The organism is Falsochrobactrum tianjinense, assembly GCF_019100495.1.
GTDB classification, from domain to species: domain Bacteria; phylum Pseudomonadota; class Alphaproteobacteria; order Rhizobiales; family Rhizobiaceae; genus Brucella; species Brucella tianjinense.
This window is the reverse complement of record NZ_JAHRVA010000001.1, coordinates 612,419-637,731: the sequence shown is the minus strand read 5'-3', so window position 1 is coordinate 637,731 and position 25,313 is coordinate 612,419. Positions and strand designations below refer to the sequence as shown.

Below are 25,313 nucleotides of genomic sequence, written 5' to 3'. Positions count from 1 at the left end.
GCTCCATAATCCAGAGATTGCGCACCATGATGTCAGAGACAATGTCGATCCGAGGCGCATGGTGTGCAATACGATCATCGACCGTCCCATGCCGGCTAAGAGCCTGCTTTACCTCGATGGTAAAGACACTCCAGCTTTTCGGGTAGCTCAATTTCGGCGGAAACATTGTGGATGTCCCTGAAATTGATCCGGAGCCAAGCGGGCTGCACATCGATTTGCACAAATTTATGAATGATCCATCCCGAAACCGATATGTGTTTCAGGATCACGCAATCTGGTGAATGGATAACAGACTTGCGTAAAGAAGCAACTGGAGTGGAAAAGAATTCTTCATATGGCTCCATACGCAAATGCTGCAATGGGCCGATGTGGAATATATGCGCTGCAAGTAAAACCCCGCCGAAGCGGGGTTTCTTTCTCGATCTTTATCAATCAGGCGAAATCGAGCGCGCGGTCGCCGTCCTCATCCTTGATGCGGGTCGGCAGACCGATGTGATTGAGAATGTGCAGGAAAGGCTTTGGATTAAGCTCTTCTACGTTGACCATCTTCTTCACATCCCATTCGCCCGAAGCGATGAGGATTGCGGCTGCGACCGGCGGAACGCCAGCCGTGTAGGAAATGCCCTGACTTCCCACTTCGTTATAGGCATCCTTATGGTCGGCAACGTTGTAGATAAAGACTTCCTTCTCCTTGCCGTCCCTGGTGCCCTTGACGAAATCACCGATACAGGTTTTGCCGGTATAATCGGGCGCAAGCGAGGCGGGATCGGGCAGGACCGCCTTGACGACTTTCAGCGGCACGACTTCCAGACCTTCAGCGGTCCTGACCGGCTGTTCGGACAGGAGGCCAAGATTGTTCAGCACCGTGAAGACATTGATATAGTGATCGCCAAAGCCCATCCAGAAACGCACATCGGCATTTGGATAGTTCTTCGAAAGCGAATGCACTTCATCATGGCCGGTCATGTAAGCCTTGCTGGGGCCTACCACCGGCATGTCGAAAGTCTTGCCGATCTCGAACATCTTGTTGGTCTGCCACTGGCCGTTCTGCCAGGAATAGACCGTGCCGGTAAACTCGCGGAAGTTGATTTCCGGGTCGAAATTGGTCGAGAACCAGCGGCCATGCGAACCGGCATTGATATCGACGATATCGATGGATTTGACTTCATCGAGATAGTCGTCAGCAGCCAGACGTGCATAGGCATTGACCACGCCCGGATCGAACCCGATGCCGAGAATGGCGGTGATGCCCTTCTCTTCGCATTCCTTCAGGTGTTTCCACTCGTAGTTGCCATACCACGGCGGCGTCTCGCAGATCTTCTTCGGGTCTTCGTGGATCGCGGTGTCCATATAGGCCACGCCGGTATCGATACAGGCGCGCAGGACCGACATATTGAGGAAGGGCGAGCCGACATTGATAACAATCTGTGTACCCGTTTCGGTGATCAGGGCCTTGGTGGCCTCAACGTCAAGCGCGTCGAGCGCATGCGCCTCCAGCTTGACCCCGGTCTTGAGGCTTTTCTTTTCGTGCACGGATTCAACTATCTTGCGGCATTTCTCAACCGTGCGGGACGCAATGTGTATATCTCCCAATACATCACTGTTTTGAGCGCATTTATGCGCTACGACCTGTGCTACGCCACCGGCGCCGATAATGAGAACGTTCTTCTTCATTTTATGTCGATGCTTCCTCTTCCAGCGGTTTCCCGCATTTGCTTTGTTAACTTGCTTATTTCCTTATAGGGCCAGGTTCAGGAGAGCGAACCCTTGAAATCCGCGTAATCGAATTCGCGGACAACCTTGACCGTGCCGTCGAGTTCGCGCACGGCGATCGCAGGCATTTTCACGCCATTGAACCAGTTTTTCTTGACCATCGTATAACCGGCCGCATCCTGCATGGAGAGGCGGTCACCGATTTTCAGCTCTTTTTCAAAGTTGAACTCGCCGAACACATCGCCCGCAAGACAGGATTTTCCGCAGATCATGTAGCTGTGCTCGCCGTTGTTCGGCGCCATCTTTGCCTTTTCGCGATAGATCAGCAGGTCAAGCATATGCGCTTCGATGGAGCTATCTACGATGGCGAGGTTCTTGCCGTTGAACAGTGTATCGAGAACCGTCACTTCCAGCGTCGTGGTATTCGTGATCGAGGCTTCGCCCGGCTCCAGATAGACCTGCACGCCGAATTTTTCCGAGAAGGCTTTCAGCCGCGCGCAAAATTCATCGACTGGATAGTTTTCGCCAGTGAAGTGAATGCCGCCGCCGAGGCTTACCCATTCGACGCGATGCAGGAGCGCGCCGAATTTTTCTTCGATCTGGCCGAGCATCGTGTCGAACAGGCCGAAATCGGAATTCTCGCAATTGTTATGGATCATGAAGCCGGTGATGCGGTCCATAACCGTCTCCACCTTCGCCACGTCCCATTCGCCAAGGCGGCTGAACGGGCGCGCCGGGTCGGCCAGATCGAAGCTCGACGTCGAAACGCCGGGATTAAGCCGCAGGCCGCGCTTGATATGCGAAGCCTTGTCGGCGAAGCGCTCCAGCTGCCCAATGGAATTGAAGATGATCTTGTCGGCATTGGCAATCACTTCATCGATCTCGTGATCGGCATAGGCCACGCTATAGGCATGGGTTTCGCCGCCGAATTTCTCATGCCCCAGACGCACTTCATTGAGCGAGGACGAGGTGGTGCCGTCCATATATTCGCTCATCAGATCGAACACCGACCAGGTGGCAAAACATTTGAGCGCCAGCAGAGCTTTCGCGCCGGACTTCTCGCGCACATAGGCGATTTTTTCCATGTTGCGCTGCAGCTTGGACTTGTCGATCAGATAATATGGCGTCTGGATCATGGGCGTTCCGGTATCTAAACAGGGGAAGTCGGACCCGCGCCAGCAGGCTGGCCGGTTCACTATAGAGCTTTAAAAGCTGCTGTTGAGGTAGGCTTATATGAAGCTTGTGACAGAAACACAAATCCGTCACAGCCAATCGGAGAAATTTTTTCCCGCGTCGCCTGTTCATATAGGGCCTTCGGGCACGAGTTGAAGCCCCCACTGTCCATCTGCGGCGAAGCAGCCTATAAGGCAGCGGCCACACCATCCGGCGTGTGCGATAAAGGATCAAACAGATGCAGGATCACAAACCAGCTAGCGGCACCGCAGGCTGGGGCGAATTATTTGCAGGCAGGAATGCGATACGCTCGCTGACACTTGTCGGTGGCGTGGCATTGCACGCAATCAACGTATTCATTGCGACGACGATCTTGCCGACAGTGGTGCGCGACATTGGCGGCATGGATTATTACGCATGGAACACCGCCCTGTTCGTGACTGCATCCATATTGGGCTCGGCGCTGGTGCCGCGCCTTCTGTCGCAAACGGGGCCACGCCATGCCTATCTGGCGGCGGCAGCCATATTTGCAACCGGAACGCTCGCTTGCGGCTTTGCTCCCTCCATGCCAGCCATGCTTGCCGGACGCGTCGTGCAGGGACTGGGCGGTGGCATGATGCTGGCGCTGTCTTACGCCATGATCCGTATTGTCTTCGATGAGACGTTATGGCCGCGCGCCATTGCGCTGGTTTCGGGCATGTGGGGTGTGGCGACCCTTGTCGGCCCCGCCGTGGGCGGCATTTTTGCCGAGTTGGGCGTGTGGCGCGCCGCCTTCTGGTCGCTCGTGCCGGTGATCGGCATCTTCGCCATGATGGCCATGACCATCTTGCCGCTTCAGGCACCGGGCGCAGGCAGCAAGGACCGTCTCGCCTGGCGGCAGTTACTCCTGCTGACGGGTTCGGTGCTGGCCGTTTCGGCTGCGAGCATTTCAGCAGACAGCCTGCACAATGTCGCAGGCATTCTGGCCGCACTCATCATGCTGGTTCTGCTCGTCCGCGTAGAACGCAGATCGGCCAAGCGCATCATGCCCAAAGGCTCATTCCGGCTTCACCGGCTTGGCGCACTTTATCTGACCATGGGGTTTCTGGGCGCTTCCGTCACCAGCTCGGAAGTTTTCGTGCCGCTCTTCTTTCAGGTTCTACATGAACAAACCCCACTCGTGGCGGGTTATCTCGCGGCAATCATGGGCGCAAGCTGGACGCTCGGCTCCATCGGCTCCTCCGGGGTCGCAGGCGCGCGCGCTGACCGCATCATCCTTGCCGCGCCCCTCATGGGCATCGCAGGCATGGCCGTGCTCGCCATTCTGGTTCCACGGACAAGTGCGGGGCACTGGTACGACCTGCTGCCGATCTGCCTTGCCATGGCCGTCGTGGGTCTTGGCGTCGGCATGACATGGCCGCATCTTCTCACCCGTATTCTCAAACGCGCAGAACCGGGAGATCAGAACCTCGCATCGGCCTCGATCACCATGGTCCAGCTTTTCACCACTGCGCAGGGAGCAGCACTTGCAGGCATGATCGCCAATCTGGCGGGGCTAAGCCATCCCGGCGGAATGGCAGGCACAGCAAATGCCGCCTTGTGGCTGTTTTGCGGTTTTGCCGTCATGTCGACTCTGGCGCTACTTGCGGCCATCACCCTCATCCGCAAATCCTGAAACGCCATGCGGGGAAATTCTACCCTCTACAATCCATGAATTAGAACGAGTTTCCTTGTCGGTGCGGTCAAATTCAATTTAATTGCACACCAACCATGTCGGATAGGGGCTTGATGTCTTGAATTATAACCATTATCTCGATTTCCGTAATCGTCAGCCGGACTGCTCGATGAATTTCCTCGGCAATCCGGCCCATCACGAATCCGCGCAAGCCACCCGGCATGCATGGCAGTCCGGTCATATCGGGCATGACCATGAACCTTATAAGGCAGCGTAACGCGGTCCCTTTTGATTGTGATCAAAGCAGTTCGTTGCGCGGTACACTATGTTGCGCGCAACCGTGAAAAAGCGAAACAGAGACAGTTCCAAAGATGAGCAGCAATTTTATTCAGGAAACCGTCACCGACATCCATCACTGGACCGATACGCTGTTTTCCTTCCGCACCACCCGCGATCCAGGCTTCCGTTTTCAGAGCGGCCAGTTCATCATGATGGGTCTGGAAGTGAACGGAAAGCCGTTGACGCGCGCTTATTCGATCGCATCGAGCCTTTATGAAGACGGTCTCGAATTCTTTTCGATCAAGGTACCCAACGGCCCGCTGACCTCAAAGCTTCAGCATCTGAAAAAAGGTGATCAAATCCTGCTGAGCAAGAAGCCGGTCGGCACGCTGCTCTATGACAATCTCAAGCCCGGCAAAAATTTGTGGCTGCTCTCGACAGGCACCGGGCTTGCGCCGTTCCTGTCGATCATCCGCGATCTGGAAGCCTATGAACGCTTCGAGAAGATTATTCTCGTGCATGGCGTGCGCCAGGTTGCCGAACTCGCCTATACGGATTTCATCTCCACCGAATTGCCGCAGGACGAATTCATCGGCGAGATGGTGAAGAAACAGCTCATCTACTATCCGACCGTCACGCGCGAGCCTTACCGCAATCGCGGTCGCCTGACCGATCTGATCCGTTCAGGGCAGCTTTTCGAAGACGTCGGGATGCCCGAATTCAACCATGAGGATGACCGCATGATGCTATGCGGTAGCCCGGATATGCTGGCCGAAACCAAGGAAATTCTAGAAGAACGCGGCTTTGAGGAAGGCAGCCAAAGTTCCGCTGGTCATTATGTGATCGAAAAGGCTTTCGTCGAAAAATAAGGGAGGCTTCGGCCTCCCTATCTTTTAGGAACGGGGTTTGGCTCCCATCACATGTTCCGGTCCCGGAAAGGTGCGTGCCTGTACTTCCTGCGCATAGGCTTTGGCCGCATCGGAAATCTGCGGCGCAAGAGAGGCAAAACGCTTGACGAAGCGCGGCGTGAAGTCCTCGAAAACGCCCAGCATGTCATCGCAGACGAGAATCTGCCCGTCGCAGGCGGCGGAGGCGCCGATACCGATGGTGGGAACTGCCAGTGCCGCCGTGATCTCACGAGCCAGCGGCTCAACGGTGCCTTCAATCACCAGCGCGAAGACTCCGGCATCGGCGATTGCCTGTGCATCGTTACGGATGCGATCCGCCTCCTCGTCGCCACGGCCCAGGGTGCGAAAACCGCCGACCGTATTGACCTGCTGCGGCATCAGGCCGACATGGCCGAACACCGGAATGCCGCGACTGACGAGAAACCCGACCGTTTCAGCCATTTCCTCGCCGCCTTCAAGCTTGACGCCATCGCAGCCGGTTTCCTGCATGATACGCGCTGCATTGCGGAACGCCTGCTCCTTCGATTCCTGATAGGAGCCGAAAGGCATATCCACGATCACGCAGGCATTTTGTGCGCCCCGCATGACCGCCTGTCCATGCGCGATCATCATATCCAGTGTGACGCCAAGCGTTGAATCCATGCCATAGAGCACCATGCCGAGCGAGTCGCCAACCAGCAGCAGGTCGCAATGCGGATCGAGCAGCCGCGCGATCGGGGTCGTATAGGCGGTGAGACTTACAATCGGGCGTTCACCCTTCATCGCTTCAATCGCCCTGGGAGAAAGACGCTTCTTCCTGATGGTCGCACTCATTTCATGCAGCCCTTTCTTGCGTTGGGATGCGCTATCGGCGCAATCACCCGATTATCGAGAAGCCGTGTCGAACCGAACCGCACGAAAAGCGCAACGAGAACCGGTTTCCCCTGAACACTTGTTAGTCGCTCCAGCGTTTGCGGATCGCGCAGCGCAATCACTTCCGGCACGGCCAGCGGCTCAGTTGCGATAAAGGCGCGTATCGCCGCCTCGAGCGCATCGGGATCGTCCATACCGGAGCGATAAAGCCGTTCGGCTTCATCAAGCGCCCTTGGCACGATTGTCGCTGCGGTGCGCTGCTCAGGCGTCAGATAGACGTTGCGCGAGGAACAGGCGAGGCCGTCCTCCTCCCTTATGGTTTCGACACCGACCACACGCACCGGCATGGCCATGTCCTGCACCATGCGGCGGATGATGACGAGCTGCTGAAAATCCTTTTCGCCAAAATAGGCGCTATCCGGCCCGACAATGTTAAACAGCTTGGAAACGACTGTCGCAACACCGGCAAAATGGCCCGGACGCGCCTCGCCCTCCATCTGATTGCCCAGAACAGGCACATCAACTACCGTCTGCATGGGGCATGGATACATGTCCGAAACCGATGGCGCGAAGATATAATCCACACCGGCATTTTCGAGCAGGGCGGCGTCGCGCTCCAGATCGCGCGGATATTTGTCGAGATCCTCATTAGCCCCAAACTGCAGCGGGTTGACAAAGATCGACACGACCGTCACGTCATTTTGTTCGTGCGCATGGCGAACCAGTTCCAGATGGCCTTTGTGAAGATAGCCCATGGTTGGTACGAGGCCGATGCTGCTTCCCCTTCGACGCAGCGGTGCCAGCGCCTGACGCAATTCGTCAATGGTGCGGATGATCTGCATACGGCCCTTCCCTGCCCGGCTCTCTGTCGCTCAAGCCGGATCAGGGGCTGTCCTACAGGCTCCGGTAAAATATGACAATACTCTTCGCTATTGTAAGTTGCCACACTATGGAGCGCCCACCGTATTGCCGACCGCGCGGCCAAAGCGGTCGATCTGCTGCTGGTAGGTTTTGCGGGTGTGTGGGTCGAAGACGGCAATCGGCGCGCTGACCACCAGCGAGGCAGCCGTGCCAACACCTTGCGCCGTGCCGAGCGCAACCGCACCCAGCCTGTCGCCCAGCCCGATCTGGGAATCGGTGATGGTCTGCCCTGCCACGAGGCGCGTTCCGATCAGCTGCACCACTTCGGGGCTTGCGGCGAATTTGCTGTGATTGAGCCTGTCACCCGCCTTGAGTTCGGTCAGGTCGATGACGGTAATTCCCGCTTTTTCCAGCGCCGTGCGATAGGGCTCGACCGAGGGATTGATCTGGCCCAGCCGGTCGATATTGCCGGAAATGCGCCGGGAAATGCTCAGCGCGCGGTCATCGCGCGACGTAAACAGCGTAAAGCGCGGATGGTCCTTGCCCATCGCGGCATATTGCTTGCCGAACACGTCGACATCCAGATCGGGCGAGGCCAGAATGACATCGGTGATCTTGGGGTTGACGCGCCCGTCACGGATCGCCATCTGGCGCAGCGCCTCGACTGTCAGCCAGCTTCCCATAGAATGGGCCATGACGGTGATATCCTTGACCTGCGGATCAGCAGCGATCCGGCGCAATATTTTTTCCAGCGCGTCGCGCGAATAATTCGTGCTTTCCTTGTCGTAATTATAATCGAAAATGCTGGCGCGCGACGGCCATGTGAAGATGATGGGCGCAACATCCGCACCAGAATCGTAAACAATCTGTGCGAAGCGATAGACCGAATCCTCATAGGTATTGTTGAAGCCGTGGACAAAGACCATGGCGCGGCGTGTCTTGGTCAGGTGTTCATGCAGCCAGCGCGTGGCGCCGGTCTCGCCGTCGAGCGGAACAACCTTGACGGTGGTGAAGTCCTTTGTCGGATCAGGCGGCAGCTTTTTGGGCCATTGCACCTCGCCCACCTTGCGGTTTTTGGCCGGCGGAATGGAAACCGCAATATCGGTCAGGCTGATATCGTCGTCGCGCTCGCCGGAAAAGAGCGTGCCGGGATTACCGGAAGGCGCGCGGGTGGTCGCAACCAGCAAATCCACCACCGACGCCTGCGGCACCGTCTGGCTCACCGGCACAAGCACGCCTTCGGGGCGGCTTGCGCAACCGGCCAGCATGAACAGCGCAACAAGCAATGCTGGGGCAATGCGGTGAAAGATGTTGCGCAAAACGTGGCTTCTCCCAGCAAGCAATGGATTTAAACAACGCGACGAGTATAGTCTTTACCTTGCGGCAGATGCCAAGCCCGATTTATCAATCAGCGCAGAAACATGCGCGGCTGCGGCTTCCCGGTTACACACTGTTTCGCTAAACTGCCCTTTCCCCGGTGTCTGTTTCGACCATATTGGCTCAAAGGCAAAGCAGATCGGTCTTTGCGCAGGAGACACTCTTATGACTTCAAAACTTACGCCGCAACTCACCGGATTGCATCATCTGACCGCCATCACCGCAAACGCACCCGCCAACCGGCGCTTTTATAGCGAAACGCTCGGCCTGCGGCTGGTGAAGAAAACCGTCAATCAGGACGACACCAGTGCCTATCACCTGTTTTATGCCGATGGGATGGCATCGCCGGGCACCGACATCACCTTTTTCGATTGGCCGGTGGGACGCGAACAGCGCGGCACCCACAGCGTTACGCGCACGGGCCTACGCGTGAACAGCGTGGAAAGTCTCGACTGGTGGCGCAATCATCTCAGGCAAAAAGGCATCGAAAGCAGCGAGATTTTCGAGATCGCCGGACGCGCCGTTATCGACTTCGAAGACCCTGAAGGCCAGCGCCTGCGCCTCACCGACGATGGCGGTGTGGGCGACGCGCATAATTGGGACAAAAGCGCTGTTCCGGCAGAAAGGCAGATACGCGGCCTTGGACCCATCACGCTGAGCGTTCCCGACCTCGCGCCGACCCGGCTCGTACTTGAGAAGGTGATGAATATGCATGAGGTGGGCGACTATGCCTCGCCCGATGGCGAGGGGCCTGTCCATGTCTTCGCAATGGGACCGGGAGGCCCAAGCGCGGAACTGCATGTCGCGGTGCAACCCGACTTGCCCGCCGCGCGTCAGGGCGCGGGTGCCGTTCATCATGTCGCCTTTCGCACACCCGATCAGGAAACCATGCAGGAATGGGTCGACCGGGTGCGCGCTTTCCGCATTCCGTCAAGCGGCGAGGTCGAGCGTTATTACTTCCGCTCGCTCTATTTTCGCGAACCGAACGGTATCCTGTTCGAGATCGCAACGGACGGTCCCGGCTTTGCCGTCGATGAGCCGCTGGAGAGCCTTGGCGAGAGACTGTCGCTGCCGCCCTTCCTCGAAGGACGTCGTGATGCGATCGAAAAAGGACTGAAGCCACTCGATTGACTGGCCCTCAATAACAAAAGGCCGCCGTGGATAATGGCGGCCTTTTATTTGTCAAAGCTTGCTTCGGAGCCATTCGCGGGTGATGTGCATATCATCATCAACCAGCCCATGGCCTACAGGCAGATGCCTTGCATCGAGATCGGCCCTGCCTTCCTCAAGCGCCTTTTCCAGCGGCCCCGCCAATGCGCCGTAGAGATCGTTCGCCCCGCTCAACAGCAGCACCGATGCATCGGACAGATCGGCCAGCGGCGGCTCTTCAAGAACCTCAATGCCGCGCAGCAGAACCGCCTTGTGCACGATATGCGGATGAAGCCGCATAAAAGCCGCAATCAGATTGGCCCCGTTGGAATAGCCCAGAAAGACCATGCGTCCGGAATCAAGATCATAGGCCGCGGCGGCTCCTTCCATGAAGGCTTCAAAAGCATCCGCCTCAAAACGAATATCGGCCTGGTCGAAACGGTTCATGGACAGGCGGCGGAACCAGCGCTGCGTACCCTCTTCCGTGCTGCGCCCGCGCACGCCAAGAAGCGTCGCGCGCGGCGCAACCATGCTTGCCAGCGGCATGAGATCGTTCTCGTTGCCACCCGTGCCATGCAGCAGCACCAGCGTGGAGCCGTCGGGATCGGCAGGGCGATAGATGCGATGCACAAAAGGCAGATCGCGGTAAACCACCCGCTCCTCGCCGGGAAGCGAAAATTGCGGCATCCTTGCGCGAATGCCAGCTTCCTGCCCCTCATTGCCGGGCGGTACGAACAGGGCCTGACCCAGTTTTTCGACCGACTCGTCGATGGTAAAGCCGGGGCCGTCAGTTGCAAGCTCGAACAGGGTTCCGCCCGGTTCACGAACATAGAGCGAAGTAAAGTACTTGCGGTCGTGCAAGTTGGTTTCACTGGAATTGAGCTTTGAAAATGCCTTCTCCGCCTGCATGATAGCCTTATTGTCAGCCGCACGGAAAGCGACATGGTCGAACATGCCAGTGCCGGGAATGCCCGGCCAGAAGCCTGTTGCGTCGCGCACGTCGATGGCATCGCCCGCTTGCGAAACAAGGCGGTCGATCACGCCTTCCTTGCCGATGGGTTTGAAACCGAAATAGCGGGTGATGAAATCGGCTGTCTGTTCCGGCGCTTCGGAAAGAATAGTCGCCGAACGCACCCGACGCACAGCGTGTTCCATCGGAATATCGCCCGACTGCCACGGGTCGTTGGCGACAAGATCGCTGCCTACCAGCTTGACGATGACGCCATCGGGATCGCGCAGCCGCAGCACCGGCTCGCCGAATTCCTGTACCGGACCTTCGGACGTCACCTGATTGCGCAACGCGCGTTCCAGCCAGAAGCCGATAGAGGCGCGGTCAACGGCCAGCGCAATCTCGCTTACCTGTCCGTGGCCGACACGGCCCCTGGCGCCATCCTCCCATACAAGAAAGGTGATGAGCGAACCGGGCGTGCCGGAGCGGTCGCCATAAAAAAGGTGAAGCTGTTCTGCATCCTCGAACCCGCCGGTCTGTTTGACGAGACGCAGACCCAGGAAGCCGACATAGAAATCGACATTGGCCTGCACCTTGCGCGTGACAAGTGTGAGGTGATGAATACCGCTGGTCATGCCTGATCTCCTGTTTGCGAAAGCTCGGACCAGAAATAGTGCAGCTGCCGCGCTTTGCCCATGGAGCCATGAGGAAACGCAGTGTCAACACGAACAGCAGGTTTTGAAAAGCGGAAAAAGAAAAAGGCCGCGCGGGAGGAGGATGCGCGGCCTGATCTTGAATACGGCTGGGAGGAGGAGTGCCGTATCCGTATCGAGTTCTGGGAGGAGGAGTGAACTCGATGACCGATATGTAGTTGCGGCCTCATTATTCAGCAACGGTCAATAACGCATACCAGTTATGCAAATAAGCCACCGCTTAAGAATTGGCGTGTGCCCGACTTGCCATAAAGAGGGCACAAGGGTTGAAAGTCGGTGCCGTTCGCTTATCTCAGTTTATATACTGCCTGAAAGGCTGTCAGAGGAGGACATCATGGACGGTCAGGTCATATTTTACAAAGGCGACAGGATCATTTACCGGCATCATATCGATGTGCAGGAGGACGATTATTCCAAAGGTGTGAACGATGCACTTATCGCCTTCCAGCGCAATTATGCCGGCTTCGATCTGGCGAGCGACGATATCCATATCCGCTTCAAGCATCCCGGCGATATCTGAAGCTACGCTCTGAACGACGAAATGGACGCCTGAAACATACCCCAAGAAAGAGGGTGGTGTTTTTAACTTAGAATAGCCTAATTTACCTCTCTATGTGTTTCGCCTATCCACGACAGGCGAAACAACTTTGATGAACAAAACCCTCGTAATCGTCGGCAACGGCCCTCTAAACCGCGATTTATCTGCACAGGTCGATGGAGCCGATCTCGTGCTGCGATTCAACGAACCGCGTGTTTCCATAGGCATGAGCGGCAGCAAGACAGATATGCTGATGCTGGCGACATCCAGCAAGCAGATGCAGCAATGGATCTCCGATCCTGCATTTGTGAATTCGGAAATCGTGCGCAATACGCCCGAAATCCTGTTTGCATTTCATCCCAGCATCATCAAGCGCTTCCACCATCACCCCAATTTTCTCTCACGCCTCAAGGGGCGGAGGGCGGACTGGACCGTGCAGGCCATCGATTATTTCGGGCAGGCGGGCAAGAAGATCCGCATCATGCCCGCCCAGTTCTATTTCGACGTATGCGAAGAACTGGGCATTGGCTCCGAGCGGATGAAGGAGATGTTCCCGAGCACCGGCTTCTTTGGCATCTGGCTCGTTCTGCGCAAATATTCCCAGCCCCATTGGGACATCAAAATATGCGGCTTTAGCTGGGAGGGGTGGAAACGCCATGATTGGGCGGCAGAACGCCAGTGGATCGAAGCGAGAATAAAGGAAGGCAAGTTGCAGATTCTGGAATAGCGCTTTTCGAAATATACCCTAAGAAGTTCGGGTTGCTAAAAACAGGCACATATCGGATATAGGAAAACGCTGCGGCTTATCCTTACTCCTATGCGTCCGGTTGTCCATGAACGTCAAAGCTTTCATCATCCATCTGGGCCGGGCGAGCGAACGAGCGCCGCAGGTGGAGAAGCTTATCTGCGCATTGCCCGTGAAAGCTTCCTTGATTGAGGCCATCGACAGCCGCACGCTGTCCGATGGGACAATCGCGCAAGTCTACAAGCGCAAGCTGCACAGGCCGCATTATCCGTTTCAACTGAGCCGGAACGAGATCGCCTGTTTCCTGTCGCATCGCAAGGCATGGCAGGCAATCGTCGACCAGAAGCTCGATGCGGGTTTCGTGATCGAAGACGATATCGAACTGACCGACGTTTTCGGCAGCGCTTTTCGGGCAGCCCTCGATCATCTCGAACCGGGCGGTTTTATCCGTTTTGCCTTTCGCGAGGGCCGCGAACATGGGCGCGAAGTCTTTCGCAACCAGGATGTGCGCATCATCATCCCCAATCCCATTGGTCTTGGTATGGTGGCGCAGCTTGTGAGCTATGATGCCGCCAGGAAACTGCTCGATGTTACAAGCCGGTTCGATCGCCCGGTCGACACCATGATCCAGATGCGCTGGGTAACGGGGTTGCAACCGCTTAGCATCCTTCCGGGAGGCGTACGGGAAATCTCGGCGCAACTGGGCGGCACCACAGTCCAGATCAAAAAATCCTTCCCCGACAAGCTGATGCGTGAAATCCTGCGCCCCCTCTATCGAATGCGCATACGCAGCTTTTCCTCCAGAGTGAAGTGAAAACGATGGCCGTTCCCGTTCTTCTCTATCATCAGATTGCGCCACTGCCGCACAAGAAGATTCCGTTTCGCGGATTGTGGGTGCACCCCGACAAGTTTCGCAGCCAGATGGGCTGGCTCAAGCGGCTGGGGTATCGCGGCCTCTCCCTGCGCGATGCCATGCCCTATATCAAGGGCGAGAAAAGCGGCAAGGTCGCCGTCATCACCTTCGATGACGGTTTTCTCAATGTTTATGAAAACGCCCTGCCCGTCCTTGACGAGTATGGCTTCACCGCCACCAATTATTTCGTTGCCAACCAGGTTGGCGGCAGCAATGTCTGGGATCAGGCGGCAGGTGTGCCGCTGACACCCTGCATGTCGATTGCGCAAATGCGTGAATGGGCAGCGCTTGGCCATGAGGTCGGCGCACATACGCTCGATCATGTCAATCTCGAAGAGGTGCCGGACGTCGAAGCGCGGCAGCAGATCGTCCAGTCGAAAGTGGCTCTGGAAGACATGTTGGGGGCTGAAGTCACAAATTTTGCCTATCCCTATGGCGGCAATCTCCCGGTCCACCGCGAGATGTGCCGCGAGGCCGGTTTTGAAACCGCCACCACTACAGTGCGCGGGCGAGCACGGGCGAGCGACGACCCGTTCGGCATGCCACGCGTCTATGTTCGCCGCCGCGATCTGCCGCCAAAATTCGTCGTCCGGCTGATGACACGCTGAAAATCAGCCATCCCATTGATCTGGAACAATGCAGCCTTGCAAAAGCGTGGCAAATTGCCCACCATTGCGCAATGGACGCACAGAACCAAAAGCGCTACTAAAAAAAGACAAGGAGCGCATAATGGACTATCGTCGTTTTTTTGAAGACGCGATCGATCAGTTGCACGCTGAAAAGCGTTACCGCGTTTTTGCTGATCTCGAACGCATCGTCGGACGTTTCCCCCAAGCCACTTGGCGCAATAATGGCGTCGCCCAAGAGATTACCGTATGGTGCTCGAATGACTATCTGGGCATGGGCCACCATCCCGATGTCATCAATGCCATGTGCGACACGGCGCAGAGTGCGGGTTCGGGCGCCGGCGGCACCCGCAATATTTCGGGCAACAGCCATCCGCTGGTGGAGCTGGAGGCCGAGCTTGCCGATCTGCATGGCAAGGAAGCAGGACTGGTCTTCACTTCGGGCTTCGTTTCCAATGAAGCATCGATCTCGACCATCGGACGCCTGCTGCCCAATTGTCTCATTCTTTCCGACGAACTCAATCATGCCTCGATGATCGAGGGCGTGCGCCGTTCGGGCACGGAGAAGAAAATTTTTCGCCATAATGATGTCGAGCATCTGGAGCAACTGCTCAAAGCTGCCGACCGCTCCCGCGCCAAGCTGATCGTTTTCGAGTCCGTCTATTCGATGGATGGCGACATTGCGCCTATCGAACAGATCGTCGATCTGGCCGACAAATACAACGCCATGACCTATATCGATGAAGTCCATGCAGTCGGCATGTATGGTGCGCGCGGCGGCGGCATTACCGAACGCGACGGCCTTGCTGATCGCATCGATATCATCGAAGGCACCCTGGCCAAGGCATTCGGCGCGCTGGGCGGCTATATTACGGGTTCGCGCGCCATTATCGACGCTGTGCGCTCCTATGCGCCGGGCTTCATCTTCACCACCTCGCTGCCTCCAGCGGTTGCCGCTTCAGCGACGGCTGCAATCCGTCACCTGAAGGTTTCGCAGGTGGAGCGCGAAGGCCAGCAACGTCAGGCGCAGCGCGCCAAGGATGTGCTTTCCGCCGCCGGTTTCCCGGTTATGCCGTCGGAAACCCATATCGTGCCTATACTGGTTGGCGATCCGGAACTGTGCAAGAAAGCCAGCGACCGCCTGCTGAACGTGCACGGCATCTATATCCAGCCAATCAATTATCCGACCGTGCCGCGAGGCACCGAACGCCTGCGCATCACGCCGTCGCCATTGCATGACGACGCCTTGATTGATGGTCTCAAGGATGCGCTGATCGAAGTTTGGAACGAGCTGGGCATTCCTTTTGCCGAGCCGGATGCGCCTCAAGCTGCTAATTCCGACCACATCGTTCCGCTAATGGTTTCCAAGGCGGGCGGTTAAAAAAGCTCAATATAGCCAATGAAAAGGCCGGTTTTCACCGGCCTTTTCATTTGAACTCTTTCTTTGTCGCATTACCCTAACGCAAAATCAGCCCCACTTTTGCTGGAAATGCTTTAGTTCCTATCGATCCATTCGACCAGCCGCGCGGCGGCTTCATCAATCTGCTGCGGATCACGGCCGAAGCACAAGCGGAAGAAGCCTTCGCCACCTGCGCCAAAGGCGCTGCCCGGAGCGAGGCCGACATTGGCATTGTCAACCATGTTGATAGCGGCTCTTACTGAATCCGTTACGCCTTCAACACCGAAAAACAGATAGAATGCGCCCTGCGGCGGCGTCAGGCGCACTTTTCCTGTGCCTTGCAAGGCGGCGCACAAACGGTCGCGCGTCGAACGCGCGCGTTCAACCTGCATGGCGATGAAACCGTCACCCTCATCAAGAGCTGCGACCGCGCCGCGCTGCATGAATTGTGCCACGCCGGAATTGGAATATTGGATCATGTTTTCAACAACAGGTCCGAGCGACGGATGTACTGTCATCCACCCAATCCGCCAGCCGGTCATCGCCCAATTCTTGGAAAAGGAATTGACGAAAATGATGCGGTCGTCCGGCTCCATGATATCCATGAAGGACGGTGCACGGCCACCGCTATAATGGAAATGGCTGTAAATCTCATCGGCGATGATCCACAAACCTTTCTCCCGCGCCAGATCGAGAATGAAACGCAACATTTCGTGGTCGGCAGTCCAGCCTGTCGGATTGGATGGCGTATTGATGAACAATGAACGCGTGTGCGGCGTAACGGCGCTGGCTATTTTTTCTGGATCGAGCGTCCAGCCATTCGCACCAAATTCAAGCTGAACCGGCACCGGAATAACGCCCGCGAGCCCGGCCGCACCGACAAAATTCGGCCAGGCGGGCGAAAGATAGATCGTCTCCTCGCCTGCCCCGGTCGTCGCGCGCAATGCCATTTCTATGGCATGCATGCCCGAGCCTGTGACATAAAAATTTTCGGGCTGCAAAGGCATTGCAAAGTGACGCGCATGATAACGGGCTAGCGCCTCGCGCAATTCGGGAATGCCCGCCTGCCAGGTATAGAAGGTTTCGCCATCGGCAATGCCCTTGCTCGCCGCCTGGCTAATAAAGTCCGGCGTCGGCAGGTCGCCCTCGCCAACCCAAAGCGGAATGAGGCCAGGCTTTCCGCGACCATGGTTGAAGACAGCCACGATGCCACTTTCCGGCGACTGAGCCGCCTCACGGCGAAGATTGGCGATAAGCGTCATTTTTGCTCCCCTCCGAATGCGTTTCTGTAATGACTGCTTAGCAATGCACAATGATGAAATCACGTAGCATTTTGTGATGATCCGATCATCTTTCCTGATGAATCAAACAAAAGCGGAGCCACGAGGGCTCCGCTGCAATGCAGTTCAGGAAATGATCCGGAACAAATGGATCAGGCTTTCTTCTGCGCCAGAAGATCGCGGATCTCGGTAAGCAGAACTTCCTCGCGCGGCGCTTCCGGCGCGGGCTTCGCCTCTTCCTTCCGCTTCATCCTGTTCATGGCCTTGACCACCAGAAACAGCACCCAGGCGATGATGAGGAAATTAATCAGAAGCGTAATGAAGTTGCCATAGGCAATGGTTGCACCAGCTTCACGGGCAGTGTCCAGCGTGGACTGCGGAGCGCCCGCAAGCTGGATGAACATGTTGGAGAAATCGATGCCGCCGGTGATCAATCCGATGATCGGCATGATAATATCGTTGACGATGGAATTGACGAGGGCCCCGAAAGCGCCGCCGATGATGACACCAATAGCCAGATCGACCATATTGCCCTTCAGGGCGAATTCCTTGAATTCTTTCAACATTAGCCTGTATCCCTCTCGAACGCGAACGATAAACCGGGCCGTCTCCGCTTTGGTTTAAGGTTCGCCAAATGAAGTTCCGACGATAGCCAATCGCAATCGACGCCGATTGCAATTGGCCATTTAACAGTTTGTAGGCGAAAATAACCAAAGAAAAGATAAATGACGAAAAATGCACCGATAAACAGTGCATTTCGTCAGATTCGATCAGAATAGGGCGAGCGAAGGGACTTTAACCAGCAAAACGCTTCGTCGCCTCGATCAACTCATGAGTGATGCCCGGCTCGGTGACGGCATGGCCGCTGTCCTCGACTATTTTAAGATCGGCCTCTGGCCACATCTTCTTCAATTGCCATGCATTGATGAACGGCGTGCACATATCGTAGCGGCCATGCACGATCACGCCTGGAATATGCCTTATACGCTCGACATTGCGCAAAAGCTGGTCATCGGCTTCAAGAAAGCCCCGATTCTGGAAATAATGGCATTCGATGCGCGCGAAAGCCACTGCATAAAGATCCTCGCCAAAAGCATCAACGCGTGCCGGGTCGGGTTCAATCGACAGCACCGAGCCTTCCCAGCGCGCCCAGCGGCGGGCCGCTTCAAGCTGCACCTGCGGGTCGGGGTCGGTCAGGCGCTTGTAGTAAGCGGCGATCATGTCGCCACGCTCGGCTTCCGGAATATGATCCTGATAAGCCTCGAAATAATCGGGGAAGACGATGCTCGCACCGTTGGAATACATCCAGTCCACTTCGAAACGGCGGATCATGAAAATACCGCGCAGCACCAGCTCGGCCACATGCTCGGGATGAGTCTGCGCGTATGCCAGACCAAGTGTCGAGCCCCACGAACCGCCAAAGACCTGCCACTTGTCGATGCCCAGATGCGCACGGATATGCTCCATATCGGCGACCAGGTCCCAAGTGGTGTTCTCGCGCAGTTCCGCATGCGGCGTCGAACGTCCGCAGCCGCGCTGGTCGAACAGGATGATGCGATAGCGCTCTGGATCATGCAGGCGGCGCATAGCGGGGGTAATGCCGCCGCCGGGACCGCCGTGAATCATGATGACCGGCTTGCCATCCGGATTGCCGCATTGCTCAACATAAATATGATGCAGCGACGAAACCTGGAGCATCTCTTCATTGAAGGGCTGAATTTCCGGATAAAGCGTATTGCGGGTCATGGACTGCCTTTTTTGTTTCCCATGCAGAGGGAGCCGTTGTTGCATTTTGTCAAAATAAATCTAGCACATAATGCGGCCAGATGGCGGCGAGGAAAAAAATGGAAACCGATGATTATGCAATTTTTGTTTGCCCAAGTCGAAAATCGGCATAAAACGATAAGGTTGATATATCAGAGGAGGACCATTCAAAATGGCGCGGGAGGAACATGCGTTTCATCATAGCTGACGATCATCCGCTGTTCAGGGGTGCATTGCGGCAGGTTCTTTCCGGCCAGCCGGAAGCTGCCGAAATCATCGAAGCTGGAGATTTCGGCGCCGTGAAGAAGCTGGTCGGGGAACGGGATGATATCGACCTTCTGCTACTCGACCTGACAATGCCCGGCGGCACCGGACTGTCTGGACTTGTCACGCTCAAGGCGCTGCAACCGGCGCTACCCACGATTATCATTTCGGCTACCGACGATGCCGCAACGATCCGCCATGCAATCAAGCTGGGCGCATCGGGCTTCATTTCCAAGTCGGCCAGCATGGAGATCATCGACGAAGCAGTTCGTGCAGTGCTTGCGGGCGAGATATGGGTCGCGTCCGATATCGATCTCGATCATGCGCATGACCCCGAAATCGAGGCACTGATCACACGGATCAGAACTCTTACACCGCAGCAGGGCCGCGTGCTGACCATGCTCGCCGACGGCCTGCTCAACAAGCAAGTCGCCTATGAGCTGGGGGTTTCGGAAGCGACCGTGAAGGCGCATGTCTCGGCGGTTTTGCAAAAGCTCGGCGTCGATAGCCGCACGCAAGCCGTTATTCTCCTGTCACGGATCGGAAATGAGGCCCTGACGGCGGATGCCGGTTAGGGCTTAGTTAGATCGGGCTTCACACCCTTCTTGCTGGTGATAGACCTGAGAGAGGAGCGTACGCAGTGCAGCCGGGCGTAAAGGCTTGCGCAAGACGGTCACATTCTCCTCTTCCGCACGCTGGCGCACTTCCTTCGAGCGATCGGCGGTCAGAAGGATGGCGGGGATCTCGGTGGCGAAGCTCTCGCGCGCAAAGCCGATCATATCCAGCCCGTTTTCATTGACGAGGTGATAGTCGGCTATGATGATATCGGGCGGCGCCTCCCGGCTCGCGCAGAATGTCTTCACCCCTGAGCCGCCGCCAAAGGTTGCGACCTTGCAGCCCCAACTCGTCAGCAGCGTGTCCATGCCTGCCAGAATCATAACATCGTTATCGATGCACAGGACATCCAGCCCCGTCAGTTCCAAAGCCGGTCGCGAGGTCTGGTGGCTTTTGAATTCTTCCGCCGATACAAGCGCTGTGCTAACCGGAATACGCAACGTGAAGATACTACCCTTTCCGGGAATCGACGATAATGTCAGCGGCAGGGACAGAACCCGCGCGATGCGGTCCACAATGGAAAGGCCCAGCCCGAGGCCCTCCGCCTCGCGTATGCCTTCATCGAGCCGCGTGAATTCACGGAAGACCAGTTTGAATTTTTGCGACGCAATGCCGATACCCGTATCGAGCACTTGCAGTTCCACGAATTCGCCCTTGCGCCGCACGCCCAGCAGAACGCCGCCTTCGCGGCTGTATTTGATCGAATTGGACACCAGATTCTGGATAAGGCGTCGCAGCATGTTGCGGTCGGTCTTCACGACAACGCTTGAGGGAACAACGCGCAGCTTTAGCCCCTTCTTGCGAGCAAGCGGGGTGAAGTCGGTAGCGATCTGTTTTAGCAGCCGGTCGAGACGGAAAACTGACACGTCCGGTTTCAGAGCGCCCGTATCGAGCCGCGATATATCGAGAACCATGCCGAGAATTGCTTCCACGGCTTCCAGGGAGGAATCGATATTGCGCGCAAGCTCGCTCGTTTGCGAGCGGCCGAGCTTTTCGGCAAGAGCAGTGCTGTAAAGGCGCGCGGCATTGAGCGGTTGCAGAATATCGTGTCCCGCCGCTGCCAGAAAGCGCGTCTTACCCAGATTGGCCTCTTCAGCGACGATCTGCGCCTTGGCAAGCTTGCGATTCACATCGGTCAATTCCGCCGTGCGGTCGGCCACGCGCTGTTCGAGCATTTCGGCCGCCTTCTGGCGCATGATACTGGCCTGAACCTCGGCAGTAATGTCGGTATAGGTCGTAACCAGCCCGCCTTCGGGCATAGCATTGGAGTTGATCTCCAGAATCCTACCCGTTGATCTGAATGTCATGCGCCATGGCTGGCGTATGGCCGCAACCGAGCGGATAGCAATGTTCTGCGCCTGCCCAAGATCGCCTCGCTGCGCCAGATACTCGATAATTTCCGAAATCGGAATTCCCACCTGCACCACTTCATCGGGAAGGTCGAACAGTGTACCAAACTGCCTGTTCCAGCAGGTGAGACGCAGATCCTTATCAAGCACGGTAATGCCCTGATCCATCTGATCGAGCGCAATCTGCAACAGATCGCGATTTTGTTGCAGCGCGACCGAAGCATCGTCGAGCAGCTGGCGCGCACCGCGCGCGGAGGCATCGTTGCGCTGCAGAAGCAGCGTGAGGACAAGCCGCGCCGAAGACGAGCCGACAGCAGTTCCCAGCAATTGCTCAGCATAGCGGATCAACGGCGTATCGACGGTAGTGCCCGGCTCAAGGCGGCGCTGCTCGCGATCCTCGAAGCGACACAACGCCCGTTCGACACGTTCCGCACCAAGATAGCGCGCCATGGTGGCTTTCAGTTCGGCGACCGTGACCGTGGTGCGAAAGCGCTTCAAGGCTGGCGCGGCAATGAAATAACGCGGCAGGAAGATGCTGGCCTGAATGCGTTCCAACGGGGTCGAAGCGCGCGAGAGCGAACCCAGTATATAAAACAGCGTGTTGGCGGCGAGGCTCCAGATCACGCCATTGGTCAGCGGCAGCGCTCTGGTGCCGAAAAGCGCTTCGGGTCGCAGCGCCGTGAAGCCGAGAAAGCCCTCGCGCAGGATGGCGGCATCGTCAGGGGCCACAGTCGGTAAAAGCAGCGTGTAGGCCCAAATGAGAAACCCGGCGGACAAGCCCAGCATCGCGCCACGCCCGTTGGCATTGCGCCAGAACAGGCCGCCGAGAAAAGCCGGGACGAATTGCGCGATAGCCGCAAAGGACACCAGGCCGATGGACGCGAGATGAATATTGTTCGACGTCATGCGGTAATAGGCAAAGGCCACCGCAAGAATGGCGATGATGGTCACGCGTCTTGTATTGAGGATGATCTCGATGAGATCGCGCTGCTGGGCGGGGTGGCGTATCGCCAGTTGCCGGATGATGAGCGGCAGGAGCAGATGGTTGGAAATCATGATCGACAGCGCCACGCAGGCAACAATCACCATGGCGGTCGCAGCAGACAGCCCGCCGAGGAACGCGATCAGCGCCAGCCAGTGCGCATTGGCCGATAACGGCAGGGCCAGCACGTAGAGATCGCCGCTCACGCTGTCTCCAAGCGTCATCACGCCAATCAGCGCAATCGGGAAAACGAAAATATTGATGAGGATCAGATAGAGCGGGAACAGCCATGAGGCGGTGCGCAGTTCCTTTTCGCCCCGGCTTTCCACGACTGTAACATGAAACTGGCGTGGCAGCATGAGGATAGCCGAAGCGCTGAGCGCCGTATGGACAATCCATGTGCCGATCGAGGTTTCGTAGTGGAAGGCTTCCAGCGCTTCAGGCGATTGCATAATTTGTTCGACAAGCTGCACTGGTGTGCCGAACAGGAAAAAGGTGCAGGCGAAACCGACCGCAAGAAAAGCGCAAAGCTTGATGACCGATTCCAACCCGACTGCCAGAATGAGGCCGTTCTGGTGTTCGGTGGCATCGGTGTGGCGCGTGCCAAACAGGATCGCGAAGACGGCAAGCACACCGGCTACGGGCAGGGAAATATCTCCAAAAAGGAAGATTGAGGGATCGAGGGACGCGCCATAATAATCCATGACGAGGCCGACACTGCCCGATACGGCCTTGAGTTGCAGCGAGATATAGGGAATCGAACCGACAACCGCGATACATGTCGCCAGCGAAGCTACTCCGAAGCTCTTGCCATAACGGACGGCAAGAAAATCGGCAACTGAGGTGATATGCTCGGCTTTCGCGAGCCGCACGATATGGCGCAGCAGACGGTTGCCAAGCGTGAATACGAGGATTGGACCGATATAAATACCGAGAAACTCAAGCCCACGCTGTGCCGAAAGGCCAACCGAGCCGAAGAAGGTCCACGACGTGCAATAAACGGCAAGGCTGAGCGCATAGATATAGGGGCGCGGCGAACTGTTCCAGCGCGCGGCGCGCCGATCGCCGATACTCGCCACGGCGAAAAGCAGCAACAAATATAAAAAGGCGGCGCCAATGATTCCCCAGCCCTGCATCGCCGACCGCCCCCCTCCTCATCTGCCTATAGGGAATACCGCATCAGGTGCGGCCCGGAGCGGTATCCGGTTCCGGCTTTTCCGTTTCCCGGTCGAAGCTGCGGGCAATATCCATGAAGCGGCGCATGAAGCGCTCCATATAGCTCATGGATTTCTCGAATTCGTCCTCCGTGGGCAGGGTCGAGGCGGCAGGCGAACCACTTTTTTCAAGGGCTGCAACCTTGTCCTCAAGCTTTTTCACGCGAACCTGCAAGCCGGAAATGTCATTTTCATAAGCCTCCCGGTCTTCGGTCGCCATCTTGCAGACAAGCTGCGCCTGCTGCTCGTTGCACACCGAAAGCGCACCCGTACGGGTATCGAGCCGGACATAGCCGGTTTCGGTCTTTTCGAGGCGATAACGGCCCGCTTCCTGCGCATCGACGCTGCTTGCTCCAAAGCCCGTGCCGAGCAGGGAAATCACCGCCAGAGCGCCAATAAGCGGCGCTATTTTACCAGACATGGTTCAATCTCCTCATTTGCTATCCCTCATCATATGGCAGCTATGCAGAAAAACGAACACTCCATGCTTTGATTTCTGAATAAATTCGGTCTAGAGAGCAGCCATGAGCAAAACGACCATTTACAAGATCGTCCCCCGCGATCTCTGGGCGCAAGCGGAAAGGGCAGGCACGTTCGACGGTGCACCAGTTGATATTGCCGATGGCTATATCCATCTTTCCACTATGGAACAGGTACGCGAAACAGCCGCGAGGCATTTTGCACGCCAGACGGATTTGCTGCTTGTCAGCGTCGACGCGAATGCGCTCGGCGACAAGCTGAAATACGAGGTCTCGCGCGGCGGGGCGCTTTTTCCGCATCTTTATGCAACCCTGCCAATGACAGCAGTTGTCAAGGTCGAGCCTTTGCCGCTCGATGGAAACGGTCTCCATGTTTTTCCGGAGCTTGAGGACAAATGAGCGGACTTTTTGAGCTTTTCGGGCGGCGAGCCCTGTTCTCGCTCGATGCCGAGCAGGCCCACGGCCTGTCCATCGCCGGACTGAAAACCGGTATCGTCGCATGCAGCAAGAAAAACGACCCTGCTCTTTCGGTAAAGGTAGCGGGACTACAATTTCCCAATCCACTCGGCATGGCGGCGGGGTATGACAAGAATGCCGAAGTGCCGGATGCGCTTTTGAGGCTAGGCTTCGGTTTTACGGAAGTCGGCACCGTCACGCCGCGCCCGCAAAGCGGCAATCCGCGTCCGCGCGTTTTTCGTCTGGTCGATGACCTCGCTGTCATCAATCGCCTTGGCTTCAACAATGAGGGCCATGAGGCCGTATTCAAGCGGCTGTCGCAGCGCGTAGGCAAAAGCGGCATTGTCGGCGTCAATATCGGTGCCAACAAGGATGCGGAAGATCGTGTTGCCGATTATGTGACCGGTATCCGCCGCTTCTATCAGCTCGCGCGTTATTTCACCGTTAATATTTCCTCACCCAATACGCCGGGATTGCGCAATCTTCAGTCGCGCGAGGCCCTGCACGAGCTTCTCGCTCGCGTGCTGGAAGCACGTAACGAAGAGGGAAGCAAATGCACGTTGAAGCGCCCGGTCTTTCTCAAGATCGCGCCCGATCTTGCCGATGAGGAACTTGATGATATTGCGACGGAAGCTTTGGCGCAGAAGCTCGATGGCATCATCGTTTCCAATACAACGCTTGCGCGCACGGCCCTGAAGAGCACCGAAAACCGCCAAGAGACCGGTGGGCTTTCCGGCGCGCCGCTTTTCGAGCGCTCGACCGTTATTCTCGCCCGCATGCGCGAACGCGTCGGACCCGCCATGCCGCTGATCGGCGTAGGCGGCATCGACAGCGCCGATACGGCACTGACCAAGATCAAGGCAGGAGCCGATCTGGTGCAGCTTTATACCGGCATGATCTATCGCGGGCCGGGTCTGGCCGCACAAATCCTGCGCGGATTGTCGGATGCCGTCAAGCGCGAGGGCGTCGACACCATCGCCGCGCTGCGCGACCGCGAGACCAAGGACTGGGCCGCGCGTCGCCTGCCGGATTGATAAGCGCGGCCCGAAAAGTGTGAAGCG

At 56.9% G+C, this 25,313-nt stretch carries 24 protein-coding genes; 12 read left to right on the top strand and 12 right to left on the bottom strand.

Annotated features, from left to right (window positions below):
- Positions 1 to 432: 432 nt before the first annotated feature.
- Both KUG47_RS02975 and nspC read right to left on the bottom strand, forming a co-directional pair.
- Positions 433 to 1,674, bottom strand: coding sequence for a saccharopine dehydrogenase family protein (locus KUG47_RS02975; protein WP_185917500.1), 1,242 nt, complete (start codon positions 1,672 to 1,674; stop codon positions 433 to 435).
- Positions 1,675 to 1,751: 77 nt separating this feature from the next.
- Positions 1,752 to 2,849 (bottom strand): carboxynorspermidine decarboxylase, encoded by a 1,098-nt coding sequence (nspC, locus tag KUG47_RS02970; protein ID WP_217676450.1) that lies wholly within the window; start codon positions 2,847 to 2,849, stop codon positions 1,752 to 1,754.
- A gap of 275 nt (positions 2,850 to 3,124) precedes the next feature.
- On the opposite strand from nspC, the gene KUG47_RS02965 reads away from it, so the two are divergent.
- Positions 3,125 to 4,540 (top strand): MFS transporter, encoded by a 1,416-nt coding sequence (locus KUG47_RS02965; RefSeq protein ID WP_217676449.1) that lies wholly within the window; start codon positions 3,125 to 3,127, stop codon positions 4,538 to 4,540.
- Positions 4,541 to 4,613: 73 nt separating this feature from the next.
- On the opposite strand, the gene KUG47_RS02960 is transcribed toward KUG47_RS02965, so the two are convergent.
- Complete coding sequence (locus KUG47_RS02960) at positions 4,614 to 4,790, bottom strand: hypothetical protein (RefSeq protein ID WP_217676448.1); 177 nt, start codon at positions 4,788 to 4,790, stop codon at positions 4,614 to 4,616.
- Positions 4,791 to 4,911: 121 nt separating this feature from the next.
- On the opposite strand from KUG47_RS02960, the gene KUG47_RS02955 reads away from it, so the two are divergent.
- On the top strand, positions 4,912 to 5,688 hold the full coding sequence (locus KUG47_RS02955; RefSeq protein WP_217676447.1) for a ferredoxin--NADP reductase: 777 nt from the start codon (positions 4,912 to 4,914) through the stop codon (positions 5,686 to 5,688).
- Positions 5,689 to 5,712: 24 nt separating this feature from the next.
- On the opposite strand, the gene panB is transcribed toward KUG47_RS02955, so the two are convergent.
- From panB to KUG47_RS02940, 3 genes are all read right to left on the bottom strand, one after another.
- The gene (gene panB, locus KUG47_RS02950; RefSeq protein ID WP_217676446.1) at positions 5,713 to 6,540 is read right to left on the bottom strand and encodes a 3-methyl-2-oxobutanoate hydroxymethyltransferase; all 828 of its coding nucleotides are present in this window, start codon (positions 6,538 to 6,540) and stop codon (positions 5,713 to 5,715) included.
- Positions 6,537 to 7,421, bottom strand: a complete 885-nt coding sequence (panC, locus tag KUG47_RS02945; RefSeq protein WP_217676445.1) for a pantoate--beta-alanine ligase — start codon at positions 7,419 to 7,421, stop codon at positions 6,537 to 6,539. The genes panB and panC overlap by 4 nt, the downstream gene beginning before the upstream one ends.
- 105 nt (positions 7,422 to 7,526) lie before the next feature.
- Positions 7,527 to 8,708, bottom strand: a complete 1,182-nt coding sequence (locus tag KUG47_RS02940) for an alpha/beta hydrolase (RefSeq protein ID WP_217676960.1) — start codon at positions 8,706 to 8,708, stop codon at positions 7,527 to 7,529.
- 274 nt (positions 8,709 to 8,982) lie between these two features.
- Between KUG47_RS02940 and KUG47_RS02935 the strand changes: the two genes are divergently transcribed.
- Positions 8,983 to 9,948 (top strand): ring-cleaving dioxygenase, encoded by a 966-nt coding sequence (locus tag KUG47_RS02935; protein WP_217676444.1) that lies wholly within the window; start codon positions 8,983 to 8,985, stop codon positions 9,946 to 9,948.
- Between the two features lie 51 nt (positions 9,949 to 9,999).
- Here the strand turns inward: KUG47_RS02935 and KUG47_RS02930 are convergent, their stop codons facing one another.
- On the bottom strand, positions 10,000 to 11,550 hold the full coding sequence (locus KUG47_RS02930; RefSeq protein WP_217676443.1) for a VOC family protein: 1,551 nt from the start codon (positions 11,548 to 11,550) through the stop codon (positions 10,000 to 10,002).
- A gap of 81 nt (positions 11,551 to 11,631) precedes the next feature.
- On the opposite strand from KUG47_RS02930, the gene KUG47_RS16800 reads away from it, so the two are divergent.
- From KUG47_RS16800 to hemA, 6 genes are all read left to right on the top strand, one after another.
- Entirely contained in the window at positions 11,632 to 11,766 is a 135-nt protein-coding gene (locus tag KUG47_RS16800; protein WP_256448749.1) for a hypothetical protein, read from the top strand.
- A gap of 196 nt (positions 11,767 to 11,962) precedes the next feature.
- Positions 11,963 to 12,148 carry a hypothetical protein gene (locus tag KUG47_RS02925; protein WP_217676442.1) on the top strand — a complete coding sequence of 62 codons (186 nt, stop codon included), beginning with the start codon at positions 11,963 to 11,965 and terminating at the stop codon, positions 12,146 to 12,148.
- 130 nt (positions 12,149 to 12,278) lie between these two features.
- Entirely contained in the window at positions 12,279 to 12,893 is a 615-nt protein-coding gene (locus tag KUG47_RS02920; protein ID WP_217676441.1) for a glycosyltransferase family 29 protein, read from the top strand.
- Between the two features lie 106 nt (positions 12,894 to 12,999).
- Positions 13,000 to 13,725 carry a glycosyltransferase family 25 protein gene (locus KUG47_RS02915; RefSeq protein ID WP_217676440.1) on the top strand — a complete coding sequence of 242 codons (726 nt, stop codon included), beginning with the start codon at positions 13,000 to 13,002 and terminating at the stop codon, positions 13,723 to 13,725.
- Between the two features lie 5 nt (positions 13,726 to 13,730).
- A complete protein-coding gene (locus KUG47_RS02910) occupies positions 13,731 to 14,432 on the top strand; it encodes a polysaccharide deacetylase family protein (protein WP_217676439.1) in 702 nt (233 codons plus the stop codon).
- Positions 14,433 to 14,553: 121 nt separating this feature from the next.
- On the top strand, positions 14,554 to 15,831 hold the full coding sequence (gene hemA / locus KUG47_RS02905) for a 5-aminolevulinate synthase (RefSeq protein ID WP_217676438.1): 1,278 nt from the start codon (positions 14,554 to 14,556) through the stop codon (positions 15,829 to 15,831).
- Positions 15,832 to 15,944: 113 nt separating this feature from the next.
- On the opposite strand, the gene KUG47_RS02900 is transcribed toward hemA, so the two are convergent.
- The 3 genes from KUG47_RS02900 to pip form a co-directional block, all read right to left on the bottom strand.
- A complete protein-coding gene (locus KUG47_RS02900; RefSeq protein WP_217676437.1) occupies positions 15,945 to 17,111 on the bottom strand; it encodes a pyridoxal phosphate-dependent aminotransferase in 1,167 nt (388 codons plus the stop codon).
- 170 nt (positions 17,112 to 17,281) lie between these two features.
- A complete protein-coding gene (gene mscL, locus KUG47_RS02895) occupies positions 17,282 to 17,695 on the bottom strand; it encodes a large conductance mechanosensitive channel protein MscL (protein WP_217676436.1) in 414 nt (137 codons plus the stop codon).
- Positions 17,696 to 17,924: 229 nt separating this feature from the next.
- Positions 17,925 to 18,875, bottom strand: a complete 951-nt coding sequence (gene pip, locus KUG47_RS02890; protein ID WP_217676435.1) for a prolyl aminopeptidase — start codon at positions 18,873 to 18,875, stop codon at positions 17,925 to 17,927.
- Positions 18,876 to 19,081: 206 nt separating this feature from the next.
- Here pip and KUG47_RS02885 point away from each other — a divergent pair, with 206 nt between their 5' ends.
- The gene (locus KUG47_RS02885) at positions 19,082 to 19,732 is read left to right on the top strand and encodes a response regulator transcription factor (protein ID WP_217676434.1); all 651 of its coding nucleotides are present in this window, start codon (positions 19,082 to 19,084) and stop codon (positions 19,730 to 19,732) included.
- A gap of 3 nt (positions 19,733 to 19,735) precedes the next feature.
- Here KUG47_RS02885 and KUG47_RS02880 read toward each other — a convergent pair whose 3' ends face one another.
- Together KUG47_RS02880 and KUG47_RS02875 are read right to left on the bottom strand one after the other, a co-directional pair.
- Positions 19,736 to 23,239 carry a hybrid sensor histidine kinase/response regulator gene (locus KUG47_RS02880; RefSeq protein WP_217676433.1) on the bottom strand — a complete coding sequence of 1,168 codons (3,504 nt, stop codon included), beginning with the start codon at positions 23,237 to 23,239 and terminating at the stop codon, positions 19,736 to 19,738.
- Between the two features lie 43 nt (positions 23,240 to 23,282).
- On the bottom strand, positions 23,283 to 23,738 hold the full coding sequence (locus tag KUG47_RS02875) for a hypothetical protein (protein WP_217676432.1): 456 nt from the start codon (positions 23,736 to 23,738) through the stop codon (positions 23,283 to 23,285).
- Between the two features lie 103 nt (positions 23,739 to 23,841).
- On the opposite strand from KUG47_RS02875, the gene KUG47_RS02870 reads away from it, so the two are divergent.
- Both KUG47_RS02870 and KUG47_RS02865 read left to right on the top strand, forming a co-directional pair.
- Positions 23,842 to 24,195 carry a DUF952 domain-containing protein gene (locus KUG47_RS02870; protein WP_217676431.1) on the top strand — a complete coding sequence of 118 codons (354 nt, stop codon included), beginning with the start codon at positions 23,842 to 23,844 and terminating at the stop codon, positions 24,193 to 24,195.
- On the top strand, positions 24,192 to 25,286 hold the full coding sequence (locus tag KUG47_RS02865) for a quinone-dependent dihydroorotate dehydrogenase (RefSeq protein ID WP_217676430.1): 1,095 nt from the start codon (positions 24,192 to 24,194) through the stop codon (positions 25,284 to 25,286). Before KUG47_RS02870 ends, KUG47_RS02865 begins: the two co-directional genes overlap by 4 nt.
- The last annotated feature ends 27 nt before the right edge of the window (positions 25,287 to 25,313 follow it).

Coding starts and splice junctions, on each gene's coding strand:
- KUG47_RS02975 (WP_185917500.1), bottom strand. CDS start 1,674: ATGAAGAAGAACGTTCTCATTATCGGCGCCGGTGGCGTAGCACAGGTC.
- nspC (WP_217676450.1), bottom strand. CDS start 2,849: ATGATCCAGACGCCATATTATCTGATCGACAAGTCCAAGCTGCAGCGC.
- KUG47_RS02965 (WP_217676449.1), top strand. CDS start 3,125: ATGCAGGATCACAAACCAGCTAGCGGCACCGCAGGCTGGGGCGAATTA.
- KUG47_RS02960 (WP_217676448.1), bottom strand. CDS start 4,790: ATGCCCGATATGACCGGACTGCCATGCATGCCGGGTGGCTTGCGCGGA.
- KUG47_RS02955 (WP_217676447.1), top strand. CDS start 4,912: ATGAGCAGCAATTTTATTCAGGAAACCGTCACCGACATCCATCACTGG.
- panB (WP_217676446.1), bottom strand. CDS start 6,540: ATGAGTGCGACCATCAGGAAGAAGCGTCTTTCTCCCAGGGCGATTGAA.
- panC (WP_217676445.1), bottom strand. CDS start 7,421: ATGCAGATCATCCGCACCATTGACGAATTGCGTCAGGCGCTGGCACCG.
- KUG47_RS02940 (WP_217676960.1), bottom strand. CDS start 8,708: ATGCTGGCCGGTTGCGCAAGCCGCCCCGAAGGCGTGCTTGTGCCGGTG.
- KUG47_RS02935 (WP_217676444.1), top strand. CDS start 8,983: ATGACTTCAAAACTTACGCCGCAACTCACCGGATTGCATCATCTGACC.
- KUG47_RS02930 (WP_217676443.1), bottom strand. CDS start 11,550: ATGACCAGCGGTATTCATCACCTCACACTTGTCACGCGCAAGGTGCAG.
- KUG47_RS02925 (WP_217676442.1), top strand. CDS start 11,963: ATGGACGGTCAGGTCATATTTTACAAAGGCGACAGGATCATTTACCGG.
- KUG47_RS02920 (WP_217676441.1), top strand. CDS start 12,279: ATGAACAAAACCCTCGTAATCGTCGGCAACGGCCCTCTAAACCGCGAT.
- KUG47_RS02915 (WP_217676440.1), top strand. CDS start 13,000: ATGAACGTCAAAGCTTTCATCATCCATCTGGGCCGGGCGAGCGAACGA.
- KUG47_RS02910 (WP_217676439.1), top strand. CDS start 13,731: ATGGCCGTTCCCGTTCTTCTCTATCATCAGATTGCGCCACTGCCGCAC.
- hemA (WP_217676438.1), top strand. CDS start 14,554: ATGGACTATCGTCGTTTTTTTGAAGACGCGATCGATCAGTTGCACGCT.
- KUG47_RS02900 (WP_217676437.1), bottom strand. CDS start 17,111: ATGACGCTTATCGCCAATCTTCGCCGTGAGGCGGCTCAGTCGCCGGAA.
- mscL (WP_217676436.1), bottom strand. CDS start 17,695: ATGTTGAAAGAATTCAAGGAATTCGCCCTGAAGGGCAATATGGTCGAT.
- pip (WP_217676435.1), bottom strand. CDS start 18,875: ATGACCCGCAATACGCTTTATCCGGAAATTCAGCCCTTCAATGAAGAG.
- KUG47_RS02885 (WP_217676434.1), top strand. CDS start 19,082: ATGCGTTTCATCATAGCTGACGATCATCCGCTGTTCAGGGGTGCATTG.
- KUG47_RS02880 (WP_217676433.1), bottom strand. CDS start 23,239: ATGCAGGGCTGGGGAATCATTGGCGCCGCCTTTTTATATTTGTTGCTG.
- KUG47_RS02875 (WP_217676432.1), bottom strand. CDS start 23,738: ATGTCTGGTAAAATAGCGCCGCTTATTGGCGCTCTGGCGGTGATTTCC.
- KUG47_RS02870 (WP_217676431.1), top strand. CDS start 23,842: ATGAGCAAAACGACCATTTACAAGATCGTCCCCCGCGATCTCTGGGCG.
- KUG47_RS02865 (WP_217676430.1), top strand. CDS start 24,192: ATGAGCGGACTTTTTGAGCTTTTCGGGCGGCGAGCCCTGTTCTCGCTC.